3 protein-coding genes are annotated in these 21920 nt (G+C 57.0%); 1 reads left to right on the forward strand and 2 read right to left on the reverse strand.

All coding sequences use genetic code 11. The features are described 5' to 3' along the window. Positions 1 to 359 precede the first annotated feature (359 nt). A complete protein-coding gene (locus J4E00_RS24515; protein WP_208178016.1) occupies positions 360 to 2471 on the reverse strand; it encodes an IPT/TIG domain-containing protein in 2112 nt (703 codons plus the stop codon). A gap of 448 nt (positions 2472 to 2919) precedes the next feature. Continuing rightward, positions 2920 to 10842: a beta strand repeat-containing protein gene (locus J4E00_RS24520; protein WP_208178017.1), complete on the reverse strand. Its 7923-nt coding sequence runs from the start codon at positions 10840 to 10842 to the stop codon at positions 2920 to 2922. Between the two features lie 1080 nt (positions 10843 to 11922). On the opposite strand from J4E00_RS24520, the gene J4E00_RS24525 reads away from it, so the two are divergent. Next, positions 11923 to 21555: a beta strand repeat-containing protein gene (locus J4E00_RS24525; protein ID WP_208178018.1), complete on the forward strand. Its 9633-nt coding sequence runs from the start codon at positions 11923 to 11925 to the stop codon at positions 21553 to 21555. Positions 21556 to 21920: the final 365 nt, after the last annotated feature.

Raw genomic sequence — 21920 nt, forward strand, 5'->3', positions numbered from 1 at the left:
AACCAGTAGCGCTACTGGCCCGGTCCGGCTTTCGGTTTTTAATAGGCTGTCGAACCGGTGTATGAGCTTTCCTGCAGTGCGCGCGGTGTGCGCGGAGCATTTTTGCGGCGCATTACGATAAGAAGCCGTGACTTTTCAGCGCTTATATAATCGAACAGCCGTAAGGCGGCGACAGAATTAATAGCTGGATGATAAAGCGGTGGGCAGGGTAGCAAAGCGGAGGTGCTTTTTGTAGGTGAAGCGTGCCGCTTAAGTGTTATACATCCCAGACTGCGCTGAAGACACAAGGCCCCGCCCAGATATCCGGACGGGGCCTTATGCAATGTGGGCTACTATTCGGACGATTGTCCGAACAGGCTTTAGTTTTTCTCGATGCGACGGAGGGCAGTTACGTTACCCTGACGCACTTCCAGCAGGTAAACACCGGCCGCTAAGCTAGCGGGCAGACGCAGTTGCTGGTCAGCCGCCAGGGTAGCCGGGGCCAGTACCATGCGGCCGGCGAGGTCGCGCAGTGCTACGGTAGCCGCACCCGGCTGGGGCAGCGCTACTGTCACCCGGTCGGTGGCGGGGTTTGGGAATACGGTCAGGCCGGGCATTGCCTGGCTGGCCACTACTGCCGACACCAGGCTAAATGGCGTGGCGCTGGTAGCGGTGCCACCGGGCGTCACCACCGTCAGAAAACCGTTGACACTGCCCGTACCAGTAGGCAGTACAAGGGTAATGCTGGTAACCGAAACTACTGTGTAGTTGGGCACTGCGAAGCTGCCGATGTTTACCGCTGTGGCTCCGGTGAAATTGGTGCCCGTAATAGTGACGGTGGTACCAGGGCCGCCGGTGGCAGGCGTGAAGCTGGCAATTGTAGGAGCCGGAACGGTCACGGTGAAGGTAGAGGCCACCGAAGTGCCGCCACCTGGGGCTGCATTTGTTACAGTCACAGGATAAGCTCCGGCGGTAACAACCGCAGTGGCAGGAACCGTTGCTGTAAGCTGCGTAGCCGACACGAAGGTGGTCGTCAGGTTCGTCCCATTGAAGGATATTACCGAACCGCTGTAGAAGCCTGTGCCATTAAGCGTGAGCGTAAATGCAGCACTACCGGCAACGGCCGTGGCCGGAGCTAAGCTGCTGATAACAGGCAACGGATTTGGCGCAATTACTGTGAACGTGCCGGTGCTCACGGCCGTGCCGCCTTGTGTGGTAATGGCAATGGTGCCCGAAGTAGCCCCTGCTGGCACCACAAAAGTGATGGTTGCTGCATCGACCACGGTGAAACCGGTAACGGCTACTCCATTTAGGGTGACGGCGCTTGCGTTGGCGAAGTTGGTACCCGTCACGGTGACTGTGGTGCCTACCGGCCCACTGGCGGGCGTGAAGCTGGCAATGGCTGGTGCAGGTGCTACCGGTGCGAAAGCGATGCCTCGAAAAGCCGTATTCGTGCCCGCCGTAGCAATGGCAGTTGGTAAGGCCGTGAGGCTGGGAGCAGTGTTGTAGCCCGAGTTGTCAGTCATGAAAAACAGGCTGCCCACGCTGGTCGCGGCCAGCGAAACGCTGGTACCGGTGGTGCTGCCGTTCAGGCCGCGAATGGTAGAAGTGGGCGTACCGGCAATTAGGCCGTTCAGCACCCAGGTACCTGATGCCAAGCTCCATTTCTGGATGCCGCCGGCCGTGGACCGGTCGTCGCTCACGTATACCACGTCCACGCCGGGTACGGTGGGGCTCAGGTCGGCAAAGTAGAAGCTGTAAGGGCTGGCTCCGGGCGTAGTGGCTGGAAAACCAGGCAGAGCGGTTACTGTTTGATTGCCGGTGGTGGGCAGTCCAGTACCTACCTGGCTCAACCCACGGTAGGGGCTGACGGCCGTTGAGATGTACAGGTTGCCATCTGCGATATTGATGCCGCGGATGTCGGTTGGAGCAGTATCAAGTGGGGTGCTCGTGACGCTGCCAAAGGCTTGGTACTGCACGCCCGAATTGCCTCCAACAGTGTAAAAGCTCGTGCCATCGACCGTGGCCGCAGCGCGGATGCTGACGCCGCTGAATGTATCGCCGACGCTCGTGCTGGTGTTAAAAGTGCCATCGGCGGCCACGCGGCCAATCACACGGGCCACATCAGTTGCCAGCGAAGTGATTACGCCGGTAGTACCTGGGGCCGCGCTGTAGCCCGTCAGGACCAGGTAGCGGCCGTCGACCGAGCGGGTCAGGCCAAGCTCAGAAGTCGCGTTGCCACTGGCCGTGAGAATGCGGTTCACGCTGCCTACTGAGGTCGGCATGTCAATAGTCTGAACCAAGGTGCCACTAGGGGTGTACTCGTCCAAAAAAACTGCCGTAGCTGCCCCCGATAGGGGCGCGGTGCCGTCGCCTACGCGGGCCACCACAATGTTGCCGGGAGTAAACGGTGATGCTTGGCATAGAGCCGGCCATAACAGTAGCGCGGAGGCTTGGCAGACTAACCGCCGAAATGAATAAAAAGGTCTCATAATAAGAAAGGAAGAAAATGTAAAAATACAATTACGAAGAACAGGTTATACTCTTCTGGCCCCAAAGATACCGCCATGGTGGCTTATATAACATCATTTTTGATTTAACATTGGAAAATGCTTGCTAGGAAAAATCCATATCTATTTTATAGCTGGCCTAAGTTTTGGATTGGTGATATCAGCCACGAAATGATAGTATGCTGGTCGGTTTTTAGCAAGGGCCAAGTTCAGAGACACTAAGCGGCACTACAGTGGTGAATAAGAGTGCTACTCTGCGGCAGTACCAGTTAGCTGCTTAAGTCATCCACCACAATACTGTATTCAGCTGAATCTCGCGGCTAAAGTGTTAGACTAGAAAGCAATTCAAAACAGTGTCGTAGGGCGGCAACGAAAAAGCCCCGGCTGCACAAGCGTGCAATCGGGGCTTTCTGTGAGTGGAATCCCGTGCTTATTCCACGGTTACTTTGGTGGTCAGCTTCGTGCCATCGGCCGTTTGCCAAGTCACGAAGTACAGACCGGTAGCCAGGGGACGAGCGGGCTGGATAGTGGTTTCCACCGCACCCGCTGCTGCTACGTGGGTCAGCACGAGGCGACCAACGTTATCGAACATCGTGACAGTGCCGCCGGTGGTGCCCAGGTTAGTGGTGAGCAACTGGAAGCCCTGGCCCGAAGCCGGGTTCGGATAAGCCGCCAGGCTGGGAGCCTGATGCTCGCCCTCGAAGCGCACCGCTACGATAGGCGAGTAAGCGTCTTTGCCATCGCGGTCCACTTGGCGCAGGCGGTAATAGCTCAAGCCACCCATGGGCTTGGTGTCGAGGGTAGCGTAATTGTGGCGGGTGTTGCTGTTGCCTTGCGCTTCCACGCGTTCGATGGTGCTGAAGGTCCGGCCGTCAACCGAGCGCTGCACCTGGAAGTAGGCGCTGTTTTTTTCCGAAGCCGTGGCCCAGGCAACGGCAACGGCCAAGCCCTGACGGACAGCCGTGAATTGCAGCAGCTCAACGGGCAGCGGAGCCGTGCCAGTCAGCGGGTTGTCAACTTTGTTGGTAGAGGCTAGGGCGAAGAACGATGTGCTGTTGATGACAGTGGGGGCCGAAATGGTGTAGCCGCGCGGGGCATCGGGCGAGAATACACCGCCGCCACCTGCTGTGCTCCAGGGGCCGCTAGGACCCGACGATTGCGCGACACGCAGGTTACCAGGCACGTTCACTTGCTCGTCCACCACGTCGGTGTTGAAGCTGAGCTGCACGGTGGGCTGGTTGATGGTGCCGGATAGGAGTTGGATGCGGTAGTAGCGGTTGGCCGAGAGGTTCGACAAGGTGGCATCGACGCTACCTGCCGGGGCACCGTTGAAGATTTCAACCAGAACCACCGGGTTAGCCGACACGCCCTGCGGCTTAATCGTAACCGGGCGGTAGCGGCTACCCGCGCCTACCGGGAACACGCGGATGCTGGCAGCCTCGTTGGGCAGCGTCATGGCCAAGCGGCCAGCTACGTACGACGAAAGGTTTGTGCCAGTGATGGGCTGCGTGGTGGTATTGGTGAGGCTCAACTTGTTGGCAGCGCCCGTCACAATAATGCCGCTTTGCATGGTCATCATATTGGCTACGGTCACATCGGTGCTAGTCCCAAACAGCAGGGCACTGTTGCCCAGTTTCTGTAAGTTATAGAACGTGGTTGCACCAGTCAGGGTCCGGTTGGCATCGGTGATGAGCTGTACCAGGCTGGTACCGGGGTCAAAGTAACCGGTGTTGGTGAAGTTGCCGCGCAACACAATGTTGCTAACATCAGCTATGAAGCTACCAGTGCTTTGGTTGTTGAAGTCACCGGCAATCCGCGTGATGTTGGCGGCGCCGTTGTAAGTACCGGCGTTCGAGAAGCTGCTGTTGGCTGTTACATCGCCGCTGGAGGCCGTGAACGTACCGGTAGCCGTATTGCTGAAATTTCCGGTAGCAGTCAGCGCGCCCATGCCTGCTACATAGTTGCCGCTGTTGGTAAAGGTGGTACCTACCGTGAGGGTACCCGTGCCCACATTGGCGTTGTAGTTGCCGCTGTTGCTGAAGGCTGTGCCTGCGCTCACATTGCCATTGCCGTTGTTGAGCGTTCCGCCGTTGGTGAGGGCCGTACCGATATTCACATCACCTGCACCCAGTACCAGAGTGCCATTGTTGGTGAGGAAAGCGCCTGTGGTCAGGACACCATCGTTGAGGTTGAGGCGGCCGCTGATGGTCGCACCGCTTGTAGCCGAGGTCAGGGTAATGTTCTGGCTAGTGGGGTTGTCGACAATGCTGCCGGTGCCAACGGCCAGTGAGCCGTTAATGGTCAGGTCGAGGTTGCTCAGCTGCTTGGTCGTGTTGCCCGAGAAGGTCAGGTTGTTGTAGGTGTCGCGGGCCGGCAGCTGTACTGCGCCGGTGTATTCCACCGTGCCACCACCAGCGGCCACGAAGGCCGAGTAGTTACCGGCGGGGAACAAAGCCGAGCCAATGCGCAGCGTGCCCGAGCCGGTGATAGTGCTGAAGTTGTTGGCCACGTTGGTGCCCAGGTTCAGCGTGCCCTGCAACACTAGGTTGGCCGAGCCCCGGCCTGCGCCGTTCGAGTTGATGAGGTGGTTGGCCCGAATAACAACGGGGTTTGCCAGGGTCGGGAAGGAAGTAGGCAATGCCAGGGGACCATCCGAACCATCGGCGTTTAAAGTCCAGGCAGTCGGGTTGTCCCAGTTGGCACCAACGGCTAGGCCGGCCGTGGCGTTGCGGCTATAGAACGTAGGCACCGCGCCGAATTCCGAGGTCTCGCCGCCGGTGTAGTCACCGTCGAAGTAAGTAACGGCTGCGTTGGTCAGCGTGTTGGAGCTTGGGAGTACCGCGCTGGTGGTAATGCCACCCTGCGGGGTCCAGGCCCCGTTCAGGAAGCGGCCCAGTTTATAAGAAGCTTCCGTGCCATTCACGTCGTTGCCGACACCGTTGTCGATGTAAGTGAACACCTGCGTCACCACGGGCGCATTGAAGCCCGTGCTGCGTACTTTCCAATAGTAGCCCAATTCCTTGGCAGCCACGTCCGTAGTAGAAGGATGAGCCAAGTCGACGGGTTGCACTGTGAGGGTACCCAGGGCCGTGTTGCTCGTCACGTTCATTTGCACGGGGGTGTACTTGCTGGCTGCGCCAATGGGGAACGTGAAGTTCGAAGCCCCAATGGGGTAGCTTTTGCGCACGCCTTGGTCGGCCACGATACCGTTGGTCCGGATGAAGTTCGTGCTGCCGAAAGTGCCAGCTACTGCGCCAGCAGCCGTATTGCTCAGCCACAGCAGGTTCGAGCCAATGCTTAGTACGCCGCTGGTCAGGGTCAAAACGTTGGTGATTTCCTGGTTGGCCGTGGCGGTGGCACCAGCGGTGTTGTTCAGAATTACGTTGCCGAAGCGGCCTGTGCCATTACCGCCAATGTTCTGGTTGGTGGTGCCGGCCAGGGTTAAACTACCGCTGCCGCTGCTGGTGTGCAGGGCTGAGTTGTTCACATCGCCCAGGGCCGTCAGGGTCTGGCCGTTGTCGGCTAGGGTGCCTTTGGCAATGGTCAGCGAGCCGATAACGCGGGCGTTGCGGCCCAACTGGAACGTGCCACCCGTTTGGGCGTTGTTCACCACTAGACTGCCAAATACAGTTAGGTTAGCCGAGGTGCTTGTGAGTTGCTGCAGCACTGGGCCATTGCCGGTAAAGGTTGTGGTTTGGGTAGCTGTGCCAGGCTGGAAGCCACCGTTGGTCAGGCCCGTATTGGTCGAGGGGTTGTTGTTAACCAAGTTCTGGTCAATGTTCAACCCCAGGCCATTTGCATTGAAATAGGCAAAGTCGTTGGCAATGGTGAGCGAGCCTTTCAGGTTCAGCGGGCTCAGGCCCGTGAGCAGGCCGGTATTGGTGCTGGTGGCATTGAGACCGGACTCTACTTTCAGGTCATACAGCGGGACCAGCGACTCAACGCTGACCGTTACGTTGCCGCTGGTAGTAGTGCCCAGCACCACGGTGCCGGCTGTTACCACCGTGGAATCGGGGCGCAGGTACAGGTCGGCTATGATGGTCGGGCGGGTGTTGGTACCGCGCAGGGCTAGCGTGCCGCCTGTCATCCGGAAGATGCTGCCGGGGCCCTGCACTTCCAGCAAGCCACGCTCGTTGTTCTGGTACACTTCAGCCCGGGCACCGCCGATTTCGACAGTACCGCCGCTCTGGTCGTAGCGCAGCGAGCCGTTAGTATTGGCCGTGGTGCGGCGAATCTGGCCGTTCACATACAAAGTGCCGCCATTGCCTACCCGAATGGTGGGCGTGCCGGCACTAGCGTATTCGAGGTCGTTGCCCAGGCCCGTGGTGGTGCCTACGCTTAGCTTGCCTTGCAGCACTTTCAACTGGCCGGCCAGTTTCAGGTCGGCCGCAGCGCTGGTACCGGTAGCGGGTGCCGTTACGGTGGTAGCCACCGTCACATCAGCGCCGGGAGCGTCCACGGTCAGGCCAGCGTTGTCTGGAATAAGGTACGGGCTATCGGCGTTATGAATGGTGAGGGTACCTGTGCCTTTGGCGTAGCGTAGCGTGCCATTGGTCAGGGTGAGCCAGTTGCTGATGGGTGTGGTCAATGTACCAGCAACGTCTAGGTTTAGGATTGCAGCTTGACCCGTGCCCTTATTCATCGTAAGAGTATACAGGTCGGTGAGGGTACCCGTGGTGCCGGTGAGGCTAGCGTCGTTTTTACCCACAAAGGTCAGCGTGGTACGGCGGCTGCCTGTAATGTTAAAGTCCAGCGTGCCGTTGTTCGTCAGCGAACCGCCTACGGTCAGCGTGTTGGTCACAGCCGTACCGGTGGTGTTTTCGTCAAAGGTGGCCCCAGCGTCTACGCGTACGTCGGTATCGGCAGTCAGGGTGCGTGCCACGACGTTGGCGAAGCGGAACGCGCCGGCCTGTACTGCAATCAGCGAATCGACGCGCAGGTTGCCGTTGGTAGTGCTGCTCAGAAATACAACGCCTGTGCCACCAGAAGAACCTGTTTTCAATTGAGAAAACACACGTAGGTTAAGGTTGGGCAGCGTGATGGTCCGACCCGAAGCCGCATTCAACCACAGGTAGCGGTAGGAATTCAGCGTCAGTGTGCCAGCTTGAGAAGAAATCGGCAGCGTGAAGTTGACCGTGCCGGTGGTATAGTATTCCACCGTGCCGCCGTTTTCTTGTAGGAAGGAGCCGAAGTCACCACCAGGGAAAATTGCGGTGGTAGCGGAAGAACTTACGCGCAGGCGGCCCGAGCCACCCACTTTAGCATCCGGCAGGGCACCGAAATTGTGGCCTGTAGTCGTACCCACATCCATTACCGAGCCCCGGTCAATTACCAACGAGCCCGAGTTGGCGGCGTTAGCAGCTACCGTCACGGTATGGAAAATGCTGGCACTAGCTGAGCCGATGAACACGGGGTTACCAGGACCAGGGAAATTGACGCCAGCAGCAGTGCCAGTAGGCACGGCCGCCCCGGTGTTGCTTGTGGTGCTCCAAGTAGTATTGGTTGCCCAGTTGCCATTTGTGCGGCTGTAAAAGGCCGTTACGGCACCGAAGGCAGCGGGCAGGCCGGCAGTGAACTCACCTTCAAACTGGCCGAGGTTGGTGAATCGGATAGAAGAAGTAGGGTTGCCTTCTACAACAAGGTTAACATCATTGTAGGACGTCCAAGACACTGGCTGGTAGCGGCCGGGAATGTAGTTGGTGAGTGTACCGCTGGCGTCGGCATTGGTCATGGTGAAGCGCATGTTGATAGCCGAGCTCGGAATAGTTCCAAAGCCCGTGCTGCGCACCTTCCAGTAGTAATTCAACGAGCCAGTCGTACCATTAGTCACGAAAGGGTTACGAGTACTTACCGGGCTCACGCTGACTTGGCCGTATTTGGCCAGTGAGGTGGCCAAGGCAAGCTGTATAGTAGCTGGCGCGTACTTGGTGCCTGTTCCTACTGGGAAAATAAAGTTATCGGCCCCACCATAGGTCTTCTGCAGGCCTAAGTCGCTTTGGTTACCGGCGGTTTGGATGAAGCACTGGGTACCAAATGGGCCAGTGATTGCATCAGATGGGCTCACATTGGTTAGTGACAGTCGGTTGGCGCCAATGGCCAGGATGTGGGTACTCTGCAGCGTCAGAGAGTTTGCCACGCTCATATTAGCCGTCATCGTTACGGCCACAGCGCCCACGGCCATGGAGCTGTTGACGTTCAAATTGCCGAACACACCAAGGTCGTTGCCGCTGATGGTTTGAAGCACACTGCCCGCCATGGTAATGCTGCCCGTACCACCCCCGCTGGTGTGTGAGGCCGAGTTCACCATATTGCCCAGTACGTTGATGGTTTTGCCACCGTCGTTGAGCACCCCGTTGAGGAGGCTAAGCGTGCCAGCTGCTGCTACAGTGTAAGTGTTAGCCGTGCCGCCCAGTGTGAGTGTACCCGCCGACTTGTCGACTACCCAGGCATAAAAAGTATTGGGCGTGGCTGCTACCCCAATGCTGCCGTTGTTGGTCAGCACTTGGTCCTGCCCGCCGCTGAACGTAGTAGTGTTGGTGCTAGGCAGATATTTGCCATTCGTACCAATCGTGAACGAGCCTTGGATGTTGACGTTCTGTGCAGCCGCATCGAACGTAGTCGAACTCGTGCCATCAATAACGAAGTTGTTGAGTACCGTCAGCGGCTGCAGGGTTGCGGTTGACCCAGCAGGCGATGTGATGTCCGATAGAATGGCTTTGCTGGAACCAGCAGCGAAGTTCTTCCGAATTGACAGGTTCCACAGCGGGGCCGTCGTCAGGATTTTGCCATTAATGTTAGTGCCCGGCAATACCACCTCGATGGTGCCGCCTGTCACAATGGCGTTGTTGGGGTCTACCCCAATGTGGAATAGGCCATCGGTCCCCTCGGGGTTTTGCACGCGGATGGTGCCACCCGTCATCCGAAACGACTGCGTCGTGTAGGGAATCGAAAAGCGCGAAAACTCTTCTCCAACATTCGACATATCAGTACCCCGGCAGTCAAACAAGCCGCCTGTAATGATGAACGAGCCCCGGTGGTTGAGGGCCGTGCTGGAAGGACGGAATTTCTGCACGTTCACCGTGCCGCCTTCAATGAGCACTTGGCCATCTTCCCGCAATACGGTGGAATAAGACGTGAGGCTTTCAAACAGGCCGCTGCTAACGCGCAGTCGGCCGTAAATAATGGTAGCTAGGGCGGTATTGTTCAGGATAGTTGCGCCAGCCACCCAGAGGGTAGGGCTGGTGCTGGAAGAGCCCAACTCGTAATAGCCGGTGCCAGCTACACCGTTGTTGGCCACCGTACCAATGTGGATTTTCGGCAGGTAAACGTTATTGCCAAACTTCGCAATCCCGTTTATTAATACGAGCACCCGCCCATCGCCAACGTAATTCAAGTGCAGGTTGCCCGTGCCATTGTTAGGGTTTACAGTTGAGGTTACATTTAGTAGCACTTGGCTGTCAATGCCTTTGTCGACTTGCAGACGCCCCAAATCTGTAGGGCCGTTGCAGGCAAAGTTGGCATCGGTTGTGCCCGTGAAATTGAGCAGAGCCACTTGGTTGTCATTAGTGGTCCCGTTGTGCAGATTCACGATGCCGTTGTTAACGAAGCTCCCGCCTACGTTCAACACGTGAGCACCGGTAACGGCTGTCACTCCCATCGACGTGCCTGCACCTACAGTCACGTTACCTTCTACGGTCAGCGTGCGGTTGTTGCTGGCCGTCCTACCCAAGTTGAAGTTCACCAGCGGCGTGGTCACCGTGGTATTAGTTCGCACCAGCGTCAGGCTGCCTTTCAGCGTCAGTAGGCTATTGTCCAGCTGGGCGGTATACGCCGTAGCAGTCGTGTTGAGGAGGCGCAGGTTGTTATACTGGCCCGATACTGGCTGCGGCAGCACAGTAGAGGCCGTTGGCCAGTTATAAAACTCGACGGTGCCAGTGTTGGCATCATCAAAGTCATTGGCATTAGCGGCCACCACTGGGAAATACGGTGCCGCAACGCGCAGGGTGCCTTGCCCAGCTAAGCGGGCCAGGGTGTTGGTGAAAGCGGGTGCTGCTGCAGTATAAGTGGCGTTGTTCAGGTCCAGCACACCACCTTTCTGAATGGTCACGCTGAGGCCGGAGGTCGTAACTGCCGTGTTTACATAGACAGTGAAGCTGTTCGTCACGACCACATTATTGAAAGTCGCATCCGGAACCCTAGCCCCAACACTAGTAGAGCCCGTTGGGTCAGTTGTCCAGGTAGATACGTCGTTCCAATTGCCGGTGGTGCCACCGCCATTGAACGTATACAAGGTTTGTCCTATTGCCAGATTACTCCAGAAAATAGTTAATAGTCCAAGTAGGAATGCTTTCATGAAACTAAAGTTTTGGTAGTAAATATTGAAAAAACGTTATTGTTAAGCCTGTCAGATGGTGTCTTAGATTAAGATTATACGAAGTTCAGGCATTTTATCGAGTATAAAAAATAAGTCGTACCAAGGAAAAGTTAAATTTGATATTATCTACAATTTAGTAAGTACTAACTTGTAATAATGCAACATTATCGAATGTGTTGCGCGTGTTAAAAATTTGAATTAATCATATAATTAATTGGGGTAAATCTCATAATGGCATTGATTCCGTCATGCCGTGTGATGCTGGGAGTGGAAGCTGTTTCGCAAAGCGCAGTTGCTCGCTTGTCCGCACGAAACTCTTCTGATGAGTGCCTCCAAATGGGTTACCTGTTATGTCCGTTGCTACCCCTAGTGGTTGCCATCGCTTGCTCCTGTTTGCATGCCACGACGGTGCTACTATCCTCTGATTGGAATAGCAATAAGTATCATTTATAAATCCGATAAAGCTCCTTTTTCGTTTGTTGTCAAGCTCAAAAAAAGATGTAGTATAATATGGCTTTTCTTATTTTGATTTATGTAAAACAAATAGGCTTGTTCATTAATGACAATTGCTTGATAAAATGATAAACTAGGAAGTCGTTAATGTCAATTTAGTCTGTGAATTTTAATATTTATTCTGTACAGAGCTTTAAGACAAGGTTTTCCAACTAATCAAGAAGCGCATACTGAATGAATATTATCAGCCCACCGCCTCATCCATTCGCCGGGCAAAACGATTGATTCGACGAAAAATCGGTATAGCAGCTTCTCTGCAGAAATAAATTTGTAGAGCCTAAAAATGTGACTTTATCCAGTGCTTAAATGATGCAATTGTTTTTAATACAAAAAGAAAATGTATTCATACACAATACTGAGCGCTAGTTGCATATAAGTTAATACGCAAACATGGTTTAAAGCAATAATTCCTATTTGTACCCTAGTTAAAGACTGCAAACTGTGTACAGCAGGGATATTAACAAGCATGCAAATGACTTGCATTCAGAATTTTAACTTTAAAAATCAATTTTATTTTCACTCTTAAACCTTTCAAATTGAATTGATATGAATTCAATCTTACAATTCCTCAAGCCTGCGCTTAGGCGAGCCTCGTACGCGTCGGGGTGGGGTGCAGCGCTACTGGGGTTCTTACTAACTTGCGGCCCAGCCAGCTGGGCCCAACAAGGCAAGAACGGTCCTGGTACTATCACGGCAGCCAGCACTGTTGTCAACACTTACACCAGTCTGAGTGCTGATGCTACTACAGGGGCTAGCACTATTACAGTCGCAAACAGCGCACTGACTGGCGGCGCCTTTGGCGCCACACCGCTGGCGCCGGGCGACTTCGTGATGCTGATTCAGATGCAGGGCGCTACCATTGATACGGGGACCGGCGCCAGCACTTACGGTGCCATTACCGCCTATAACAACGCTGGGCGCTATGAATTGCTGGAAGTAAAAGCTGTACCCAGCGCCACTTCCATCACGTTTCAATGTGCTCTGACCAATAGCTACACAGCAGCTGGTCAGGTACAGATAGTACGCATTCCACGTTACACAGCGCTCACATTAAACGCTAATACCAGCATTGTGGCGCCAGCTTGGAATGGTAGCACAGGCGGTATTGTGGCGCTCGATGTACAAGGTGATGTCATCTTTAATAACAGTGCGAAGATTGATGTAAGCGGTCTGGGCTTCCGGGGCGGTGCCGTTACCAATGCATCGACTTATCCCAGCGGGGGGACTGCTTATGCTACTACTTCCAATACGCTGGGTGCGGAGAAAGGCGAAGGCATTGCCGGTAGCCAAACGACGTACGATGGCCTGACTGGTCGTTACGGCCGCGGCGCGGCAGCCAATGGCGGCGGCGGTGGCAACACTCACAACGCTGCTGGCGGTGGCGGCTCCAACGTGGGCACCGGCACTTGGACCGGCAATGGCAATCCGGCAGCGGGCTATACCACTTCCTGGAACCAGGAAGCCGCAAACTTTGCCACCACAACTTCGCCCGGTGGCGGTCGCGGCGGCTACTCTTACTCCATCAACAACGCTGATGCAACCACGCAGGGACCTGGCAATACGGCCTGGGGCGCCGACAACCGCCTGAATCTCGGCGGCCTCGGCGGCCGCCCTCTGAATGTGACGAATCGTCTGTTCTTCGGCGGTGGCGGTGGTGCCGGCGATGCCAACAATGGCGGTGGCACTGCTGGTGGTAACGGTGGGGGTTTGATATATATCCTGACAGGCGGCAAGATTGGTGGTGGCCCAAATGCTTCGCTGCTGGCCAGTGGTGCGGCTGCGGCAAATAACACCAATGGCACTGATGCCCCTGGCGGCGGCGGCGGCGGCGGTACCATCGTACTCAATGCAGCCGTCAACATAGAATCGGTGACGGTATCAGTAGCTGGTGGCCGAGGTGGCAATCACGGCGTAGGGACTTCTAATGCAGAAGCCGAAGGCCCGGGTGGTGGCGGCGGCGGCGGTTACTTAGCCTATACGGCGTTCAATGCGGGTGGCCCTCCCACAGTCAATACGACAGGTGGCGCGAACGGTACTACTACTTCAACGTCACTCACGGAGTTTCCACCCAACGGTGCTACTATTGGTGGGGCTGGTCTAACAGCAACATTTACTTATAATACCCAGTGCCGCATTGTGGCCGATGTGGTGACCACGTTGGCCACTGCGCAAACGACGGCGCTGATGGGTACCAATGTTACTTACACAGCCACTGTGCGCAATAGTAGTGCGACTGTGGCTGCCACCGACGTAGCGCCCACCGTACAACTCCCCGCAGGCCTGCTGAATGTGGTGGTAAAAGATAAAACTGGGGTGACGCTGACCAACAGCACCACCACCGGCTACAACCAACTCACGGGCCTCGTAACGTTCCCAACCGAGACCAGCCTTGCTGCCAGCACGACCCTGACGTACAGCATCACGTTCCCGGCACCTAACTACACGGCTACTATCACGGGCCAGGCGCAGAGTACCGCCAGCTCTAATGACTTCGTGCCAACAAACAACAACGGCTCGGCAGCGGCGGCCAATGTGCAAACGGTGGTGTCGTTGCCTAACAATAGTTGCACAGGTACGGCCTACAGCACCGCCGGCAGCGGCCTGTATGCCGAATACTACGCCGGCTACTTCAATGATGACCTGGGTTATTTTGCGGCTAATACACCGGGGGTAACACGCACGGATGCTTTCCTGAACTATTTCGCCGCTGACAGTTGGGGCAACATTGTACCGCCAGGTACCGGCACGGTTTCCAACCCAAATACTTATAGTTCACGCTATCGAGGCAGCATTAAGATAAACACGGCTGGTAGCTATACCTTCCGGCTCACGTCGGACGATGCATCCTATTTGTGGGTAGATGGTGCAGCATTGGCAGCTACGCCAGTATTGGCTTCTGCTGTTATCAATAATGGTAGTCAACACGCCTTGACTTCAGTGACAGGAACAGTTCGTTTATCGGCTGGTTCGCACAACCTGCTGGTTTTCTTTGGCGAAAACCAAGGGGATAACAGCCTTATTCTAGAGTACTCTGGCCCTGACACGGGCAACAACAATATCAATATTCCCAACGCGGTGCTCTGCCCTACGTTGGCGAACGTGCCCCCAGTGGCTGTAGCCGTGACGAATACGCCAGCCATTTCCAACACTGGCGGCGCTGCTACACTGGCTCCCCTGGCAGGTACCGACCAGGATGGCACGGTTACCAACTACTATATCACCACCATTCCGACGGCTGCACAAGGCGTGCTGAGCCTTGGTGGTACGCCCGTAACGGCTGGCCAGACCATTACGGCAGCGCAAGCGGCTACGCTGCAATTTACGCCGTCTACTACATTCACTGGCAACGCGACGTTCACCTTTCAGGCGCAGGACAACAGCGGCCAGCTGTCCAATGACATCGCGACCTATACTATTCCGGTGGTGTTCGGCATCAACGGGATAGTGTTTGAAGATATCAACTACGGCGGTGGTGCAGGCCGCACCATTGCAACGGCCAACGGCGTAACGGCTGGTTCGGCTGTTGGGGTTGGCACAGCTGGCAACGCGGCTACTGCTGCTACGGTAGAGCTGTATGACGGTGCGGGCAACTTCGTAGCCACCACCAAAACTTCGACCACGGCTGGCTCGCTGGGCCAGTACAACTTTACGGTAGCTACCGCGGGCAACTATACAGTACGTGTGGTAAACAGCACCGTGCGCTCGACCCGTCCGGGTTCCGTTGCGGGCCTGCTGCCTGTGCAAACCTATAATGGCAGCACCGACCGTGTGGGTGGCGAAGACCCGGCGCGGGGCGACGCTGCTGCCAACACCGGTACCCAGACTCTGGGAGCCCTGGCCGTAGCGACGGCTGGTGCTACCATCGGTACCATTGCCGAGAGCCAGCAGGCCATTACACTGAGCGGAACCAGCGGCTCGACGGGCCGTGACTTTGGCTACAACTTCGATGTGGTGACCAATACCAACGATGCCGGCCAGGGCTCGCTACGCCAGTTCCTGACCAATGCCAATACGCTGACCAACGCCGGACTGGCCCAGGTAGGCCAGACGGCCGGTAAGGAAGTGTCGATTTTTATGATTCCCGACGGGGCTGCTGACGCAGGCATTCGCGCAGGTGTGGCCTCGGGCCTTACCGCTGGTGTAGCCGTGATAACACCCCTCACGGTGCTGCCGACCATTTTGGACAGCGGCACGAGCATTGATGGCACGACCCAGACCACGAACATTGGCAACAACAATGCTGGCGTTCTGGGCGTGGGCGGCAATGTGGGCACGGGCGCCAACGGCGTGGACGAAACCAGCGGTGCTACCGACGACCTGGCCCTAAGCCAGACCAACCGTCCGGAAGTACAGATACAGGACGGTGCCGCCAATCTGGCCATCGGCCTGAATGTGCAGGCCAACGCTACTACCCTGCGCGGGCTGTCGGTGGTGGGCTTCGGCAACAATGCCAATGCTGATTCCGATGCTAACATCCTTGTTAGCAATGTAACGGGCTTCGTAATTGAAGCTAACTTCCTGGGCCTGTCGGCAACCAAGGCGAATTTTGCGACGGGTACTACTGCTACTGGTACGGGCGATAACATACGCCTTATCAATGGCGATGGCAACGGAACGCTCACCGGCGCTACCGCTAGCATTATCCAAAATAACCTCATTGGTTATGCCAATGGCAAAGGCATCGGCGTAGAAAACGGGTCGACCGGCGTAGTTATTCGCAACAACGAAATCCGCAACAACGGCATCGATAACAACAACCTCGATGGCATTGACATTGAAAACAGTTCCAATACCATCGTGACCGGCAACCTCGTTGTGGATAACGCTGGGGTGGGGGTGGATGGCTTTGGCTCGACTGGTAGCAACACCATCACCGGTAACACCATTACTGGCAACGGCCGGGCTAATGGCGAAACGGCAGGGGTACGGGTGTACGGTGCCGGCACTACGGTTAGCCAAAACATCATACGCGACAACTACGGCGCGGGTATTCAAGTGCAGAGTGGTGCTAGCAATAACACGTTCTCGCTCAACTCCATTTCCGGCAACGGTACGGTGACGACTACCACTGGTGGAGCCGCCAGCGGTCAAATCGGCATCGACTTGCTGTCGGCTACCGACAGCGACACGAAGGGTAATGCGCCTTATGTGACCAAGAACGACAATGGCGACGGCGACACGGGCGGCAATGGCCTGATTAACTTCCCCATCATCCAGACGGCCACGCTCAGTAGTACTACTCTGAAACTGACCGGCTTTGCCAAGCCCGGCGCCATCATTGAGTTTTACATAGCTTCCGCCGATGCTTCCGGCTTTGGCGAAGGCAGCTTGTACCTCAGCACGCAAACCGAAGGAGTAAGCGATGCTGATGCAAATACGGGTTCGTACTCGGGCCTCATCAATGGACTGGACCAGGGGGCTGAAACGGGTCAGAACCGCTACTCGTTCACCATTCCGTTGAGCAGCTTCTCGGCTCTGCAGCTGGCGGCTCTGCAGTCAGGTGCTGTCCTAACCAGCACTGCTACCCTCAGCGGACAGGGCACCTCAGAGTTTTCGGGCAATATCAGCCTGAGCGCCGACGTAACGACAACCATTACCGGCCCAAGCAACATCGCAGCAGGTCAGGTAACGGGTACGTTCACGGCCACCTTCTCGAACGTTGGCAGTGTATCGGCCAGCGCGGTAGCCCAAACGGTGACGCTGCCAGCAGGCGCAAGCCTCACCGGGGCTCAGCTCACTACCATCCAGACGGCTTATCCCGGTACTAACCTTAGCGGCAGCACGCTCACGTTCCCGGCCACCGCTCAACTGGCCGCCGGGGCCAGCAATGTATACCAGTTCGTATTCACGGCTCCTAATACGGCCGGCGCTAACAGCATCGGCAGCAGCGTGACCACCACCACTACCCAGAGCCCCAACACGGCTGCGGATGCTTCGACCTTCCCCATCAACGTAACGAGTGTAGCCGATGTAGTGGCTACCATAGTGGGCAGTGCAGGTACGTCGGTGAGCGCCGGTACTACTGGTACGTTCACGGCTACTTTCTCGAACAGCGGTCCCAGTGCCGCGGCGGGCACCGTGCCTACGGTACAGCTTTCGCCCAATGTGACCAACGTAACCATCGGCGGGGCCGGCCCGACTACAACTGTGGGGAGCGTGGCAACCTATGCGGGCGGTGTTACCTATAACACGAGCACGGGCGTACTAATGGCTCCTGCTGCTACCTTGAACAATGGTGCATCCGTGGTATACACCATTGGCTACACGCAGCCTATGCAGGGTAATGTGACGGCCACGGCGACCATTACCACGACCACCAGCCAGGGCGCGCTGTCGGCTAATGGCAACCCATCCACGGCTAACGATGTGCAGACGGCTACGAACACCGGTTCGGCTGGTTTCGACTTGGTAACTACGCTGGCCGGCCCGACTACAGCCGTAGCCGGCACCCAGGTTACCTACGCGGTGACGACTTCCAACGGTGGCCCAGGCGCGGCTCCCAACGCCGTGCAGACGGTGAGCATGGTAACCTCGGCCGCGTTGACCAACGTGTTCCTGACCAATGGTGGTACTTATTCGTACAGCGGTGGCACCAGCCTGTTCACCTTCCCCACCATCCCATCACTAGGCAATGGCCAGCAGGTAAACAACAGCATCAGCTTCACGAGCCCTGGCCCAACGGCTTCGTCGCTGTCGCTCACGGCGCTGATAACGCCTAACACCAGCGCCGCCGGTGATGCCAACACGCCAAACAACCAGTTCAGCATCTCGACCAACCTGACTGCTGCCCCAGCTGCAACTGGCAACACAGCCAACCTGAACGTATCCATCAGCTCGAACGCTCCCACGGGCGGCGTGGCTGCCGGTGCTTCGGTGGTCTTCACGGTGAAGCAGGGCAACAACGGCCCCAATTCGGCTACTAACGTGGTTACGCAAGTGTATCTGCCCACTGGTCTTAGCGGTGTGGTGGTGAAAGATAAGAGCGGGGCCACGGTTGCCGGAGCCTACAACTCGGCCACCGGCGTGGTTACTTTCCCCACCGAAACCAACCAGGCTAGCGGCATCACGCCACTCAGCTACACCATTACGGCCAATGCGCCGGCCTCGGGTGTGGTGACGGCTACGGCTACTGTAACGGCTGGAACCAACGACCCCGTGCCTGCTGATAACGTGGCCCTCACGACGGTGACCGTCAACCAGCCCATTGCTGGTGATGTGCTCACGACCCTGAACGGTCCCGCTACGGCGACGCCCGGCGAGAGCATCGTGTACACTGTAGCAGCCATCAACAGCGGCACTACCGCGGCTACCGCCGTTACCCAAACCGTGCAGTTCCCCGCTGGCCTGGCTGGCGTGGTGGTGCGCGATGGCAGCGGGAACATCATTACGAACTCGACTACGACGGGCTACAACTCGGTTACGGGTCTGGTGACCTTCGCCCCTGCGGCTACCCTGGCGGCCGGGGCTTCGCTCACCCGCACCATCACACTGCCCGCCCCCAGCAATTCCGGCTCGGCCACGGGTGGCAGCATCGTGCCGGTTGCTTCAATCAGCACCACATCAGCTGACAACGTGCTGACCAATAATTCAGCCAGCATCACGACGGTTATCAAGCCCACCACCGACTTTATGGTGAGCCTAACCGGCCCAGCTACTGCCGTAGTTGGCAATCCCGTAACCTACACTGTGACGGTGACCAACAACGGTGCTTCCATCGGCGACCAGCAGGCCACTCTCCAGCTGCCTACCGGCCTCGATGTAGCGGCTGCCGGTCTGGTACTGCCCACGGGTGCCTCTTATAACACGACTACCGGCGTGCTAACGCTGGCTGCCGTGACGGCGCAGGGCCTCGGCTCGGCCAGCGCGGTAACCAATACGGTGAGCTTCAACATGCCCGCTGGCATCGCAGTACTGGCTCCTACTGTGCAGGTAGCTCCGGCTGCTAACACCAACGATGCCAACCTCAGCAACAACGCTGCCACGGCTACCACGACGGTAACGCCAGCCACGGAAACGGTGATTGACCTCGCCACGACGGTTTTCTCGAACGTGACTACTCAGAACTCGGGTACGGCCATCGTCTTCACGGTGACGAGCACGAACAACACAACTGGCTCCTCGGCTACCAATACCATCCAGCAACTGTCGCTGGCTGCCGGCCTCATCGGAGTGCAGGTGAACGGTGCTTCCGCATCTTCTACCACCAACGGCGTTTCGAACTACGCCGGTGGTGTGACCTACGACGCCAACACGGGCATCGTGGCCTTCCCAGCCGTGACGCTGGTGAATGGTGCGCCCATCTCGCGCACTGTACAGGTTGACGCGCCCAGCGCCGGCCCGCTCGTAGCAACTGCCTCTATCAAAAGCAGCCAGACCGACAACGTTTCGGCCAACAACTCGAACAGCGCAAGCGTGGCCATCACGTCCCGCACCGATGTGGTGACCAGCACCACCGGCCCGGCTACGACATCGCCGAGCACGCCGGTTAGCTACTCGGTTATTACGACGAACAATGGCCCTGCGGTGGCGCTGGGTGTGGTACCTGCCATCACCCTGCCCAGCGGTGCTACCAACGTGGTACTGCCAGCCGGCGCCAGCCTGAGCGGCAGCATCGTAACCTTCGCCACTACCGGCAACTTGGGTATCGGCCAGTCGGTGACCAACACGGTAACGTTCACATCGCCCGCTGCAACCGGTACCTATAACGTAGCCGGCACAGCCACCACAACGACCACGGAAACGACGACGGCTAACAACGGCAGCACGGTTGCGACTACCAACACGGCCCCCACGGCCGCTCCGGTAGCCTTCGATGTGGTGAACAAGACGACTTACAACGCCACCAACGGCACTGTGAACACCCCCAGCGCCAATACGGCTGGTCAGTTCCTGCTTTCGGGGCTGAGCGCGGCGGCTTCGTCGGGCCAGTCGTTGAATAACTACACCATCACGGCCATCCCGACCGCTACCCAGGGCACGTTGTACTACAATACCACCGGTACCACCTACGTCGCAGTGGGTGTAAACCAGGTACTAACTCCCGCCCAGGCCGCCAGCCTGAAGTTTGACCCCGCCGATAACGCTACAACAACGAATTCGGTCGGTGACATCACCTTCAGCTACACTGTGACCGATAACCTTGGCAAAACCTCGAATACCGCACTGTTCACTATTCCGGTGGGCCGCGACAATACCTCGGTATACACCGCCACGCCTAACAAAGGCGGTACTGTGCAGTATCAGACCAACGACGTGCTGGCCTTTGTGATTGACCCCAACGGTGCCGCTTATAACGGCAGCGGCCTGGTGTACAACCCCTCGGGCACGACCACGACCATTCTGGCTGCCGGTGGCAACAACGGCCTCGTGAACCAGCCCAACAGCGTGGTGCAGGCACCTTCGGGCAGCGGCCCGGCTGCCAGCGGCCTGTATCCTGCTAACCCGACCAACGTACTACCCGCCGGTGTAAGCCTCGACCCGACCACGGGCCTGATTTACGTGAGCAACCGCGCCCTGCTGGTGAACAACAACTCGGTGAGATACTACCAGATTAACGTCACCACAACGGACATCTACGGCGGTACCAATGCGGTAACGGCTCAGTTCAGCATTGGTGCCTACCCGCTGCCGGTGGAGCTGACAGTTTTCACGGCCAAGGCGGTGAACAATGCAGACGCGGCGCTGACCTGGACGACGGCCTCGGAGAAGAGCAACGACCACTTCGACGTCGAGCGCAGCCTCAATGCGGCGGACTACGTGAAAATCGGTGAAGTGAAAGGTCAGGGCAGCAAAGCCAGCGCCACGGACTACGCTCTGACCGATGTTGGCATCGGAGCTAAAGCGAGTGGAGTGGTGTACTACCGCCTCAAGCAGGTCGACATCGACGGCACGGCTACCTACTCGCCCGTGCGTTCGGTGAGCTTCACTAAAGCCCTGGCGCCCGCCATTGCCCTGTTCCCCAACCCGGCCACGGCGGTCACGCAGCTCGACCTGAGCCAGCTGCCCACGGGCAGCTACCAGTTGAGTGTACTCGACGCTACGGGCCGGGTGGTGCTCAGTGCCAAGCTGGAGGCTGGCCTGGCCCACGCGCTGGAGCTAAACACTATTGCCAGCGGCACTTACACGGTGCGCGTGCAAGGTGCCGGCATCAGCCTGACCAAGCGCCTCATCAAAGAGTAAGCAAGAGTAAGCACTGGTCGAAAGGCTGCCAGTAAAAGGCCCTCCCCAATTCGGGGAGGGCTTTTTTTATGCCCATTGCCCTCGATGCAAAGCATCAGGAATTGCGGCTTAGCAATGGGTGTGGATAGGGCGCAATAATGAATTGCCGTGCAAAGCCACTTATCAAATAGTTGGCTGACTATGTCGCCAATGCAAACAAAAAATATTTTTTGGATAAGGTAAATCCAGAATATTTTGACTTTCGTAGGCACTTGAAATACAGGTTTAGTTATAATTTTGTGAAAACTTAGATTGACATGTTTAACTGATGTATTTTGAGTTTCACCGTACATATTAGTCACTTAACCTCTGTAATATGTTCGGTT

Source organism: Hymenobacter negativus (assembly GCF_017571495.1).
Taxonomy (GTDB): domain Bacteria; phylum Bacteroidota; class Bacteroidia; order Cytophagales; family Hymenobacteraceae; genus Hymenobacter; species Hymenobacter negativus.

What these genes read in the sequence shown, in the direction of transcription:
- J4E00_RS24515 (WP_208178016.1), bottom strand. Translation starts at nt 2,471, where the DNA reads ATGAGACCTTTTTATTCATTTCGGCGGTTAGTCTGCCAAGCCTCCGCG.
- J4E00_RS24520 (WP_208178017.1), bottom strand. Translation starts at nt 10,842, where the DNA reads ATGAAAGCATTCCTACTTGGACTATTAACTATTTTCTGGAGTAATCTG.
- J4E00_RS24525 (WP_208178018.1), top strand. Translation starts at nt 11,923, where the DNA reads ATGAATTCAATCTTACAATTCCTCAAGCCTGCGCTTAGGCGAGCCTCG.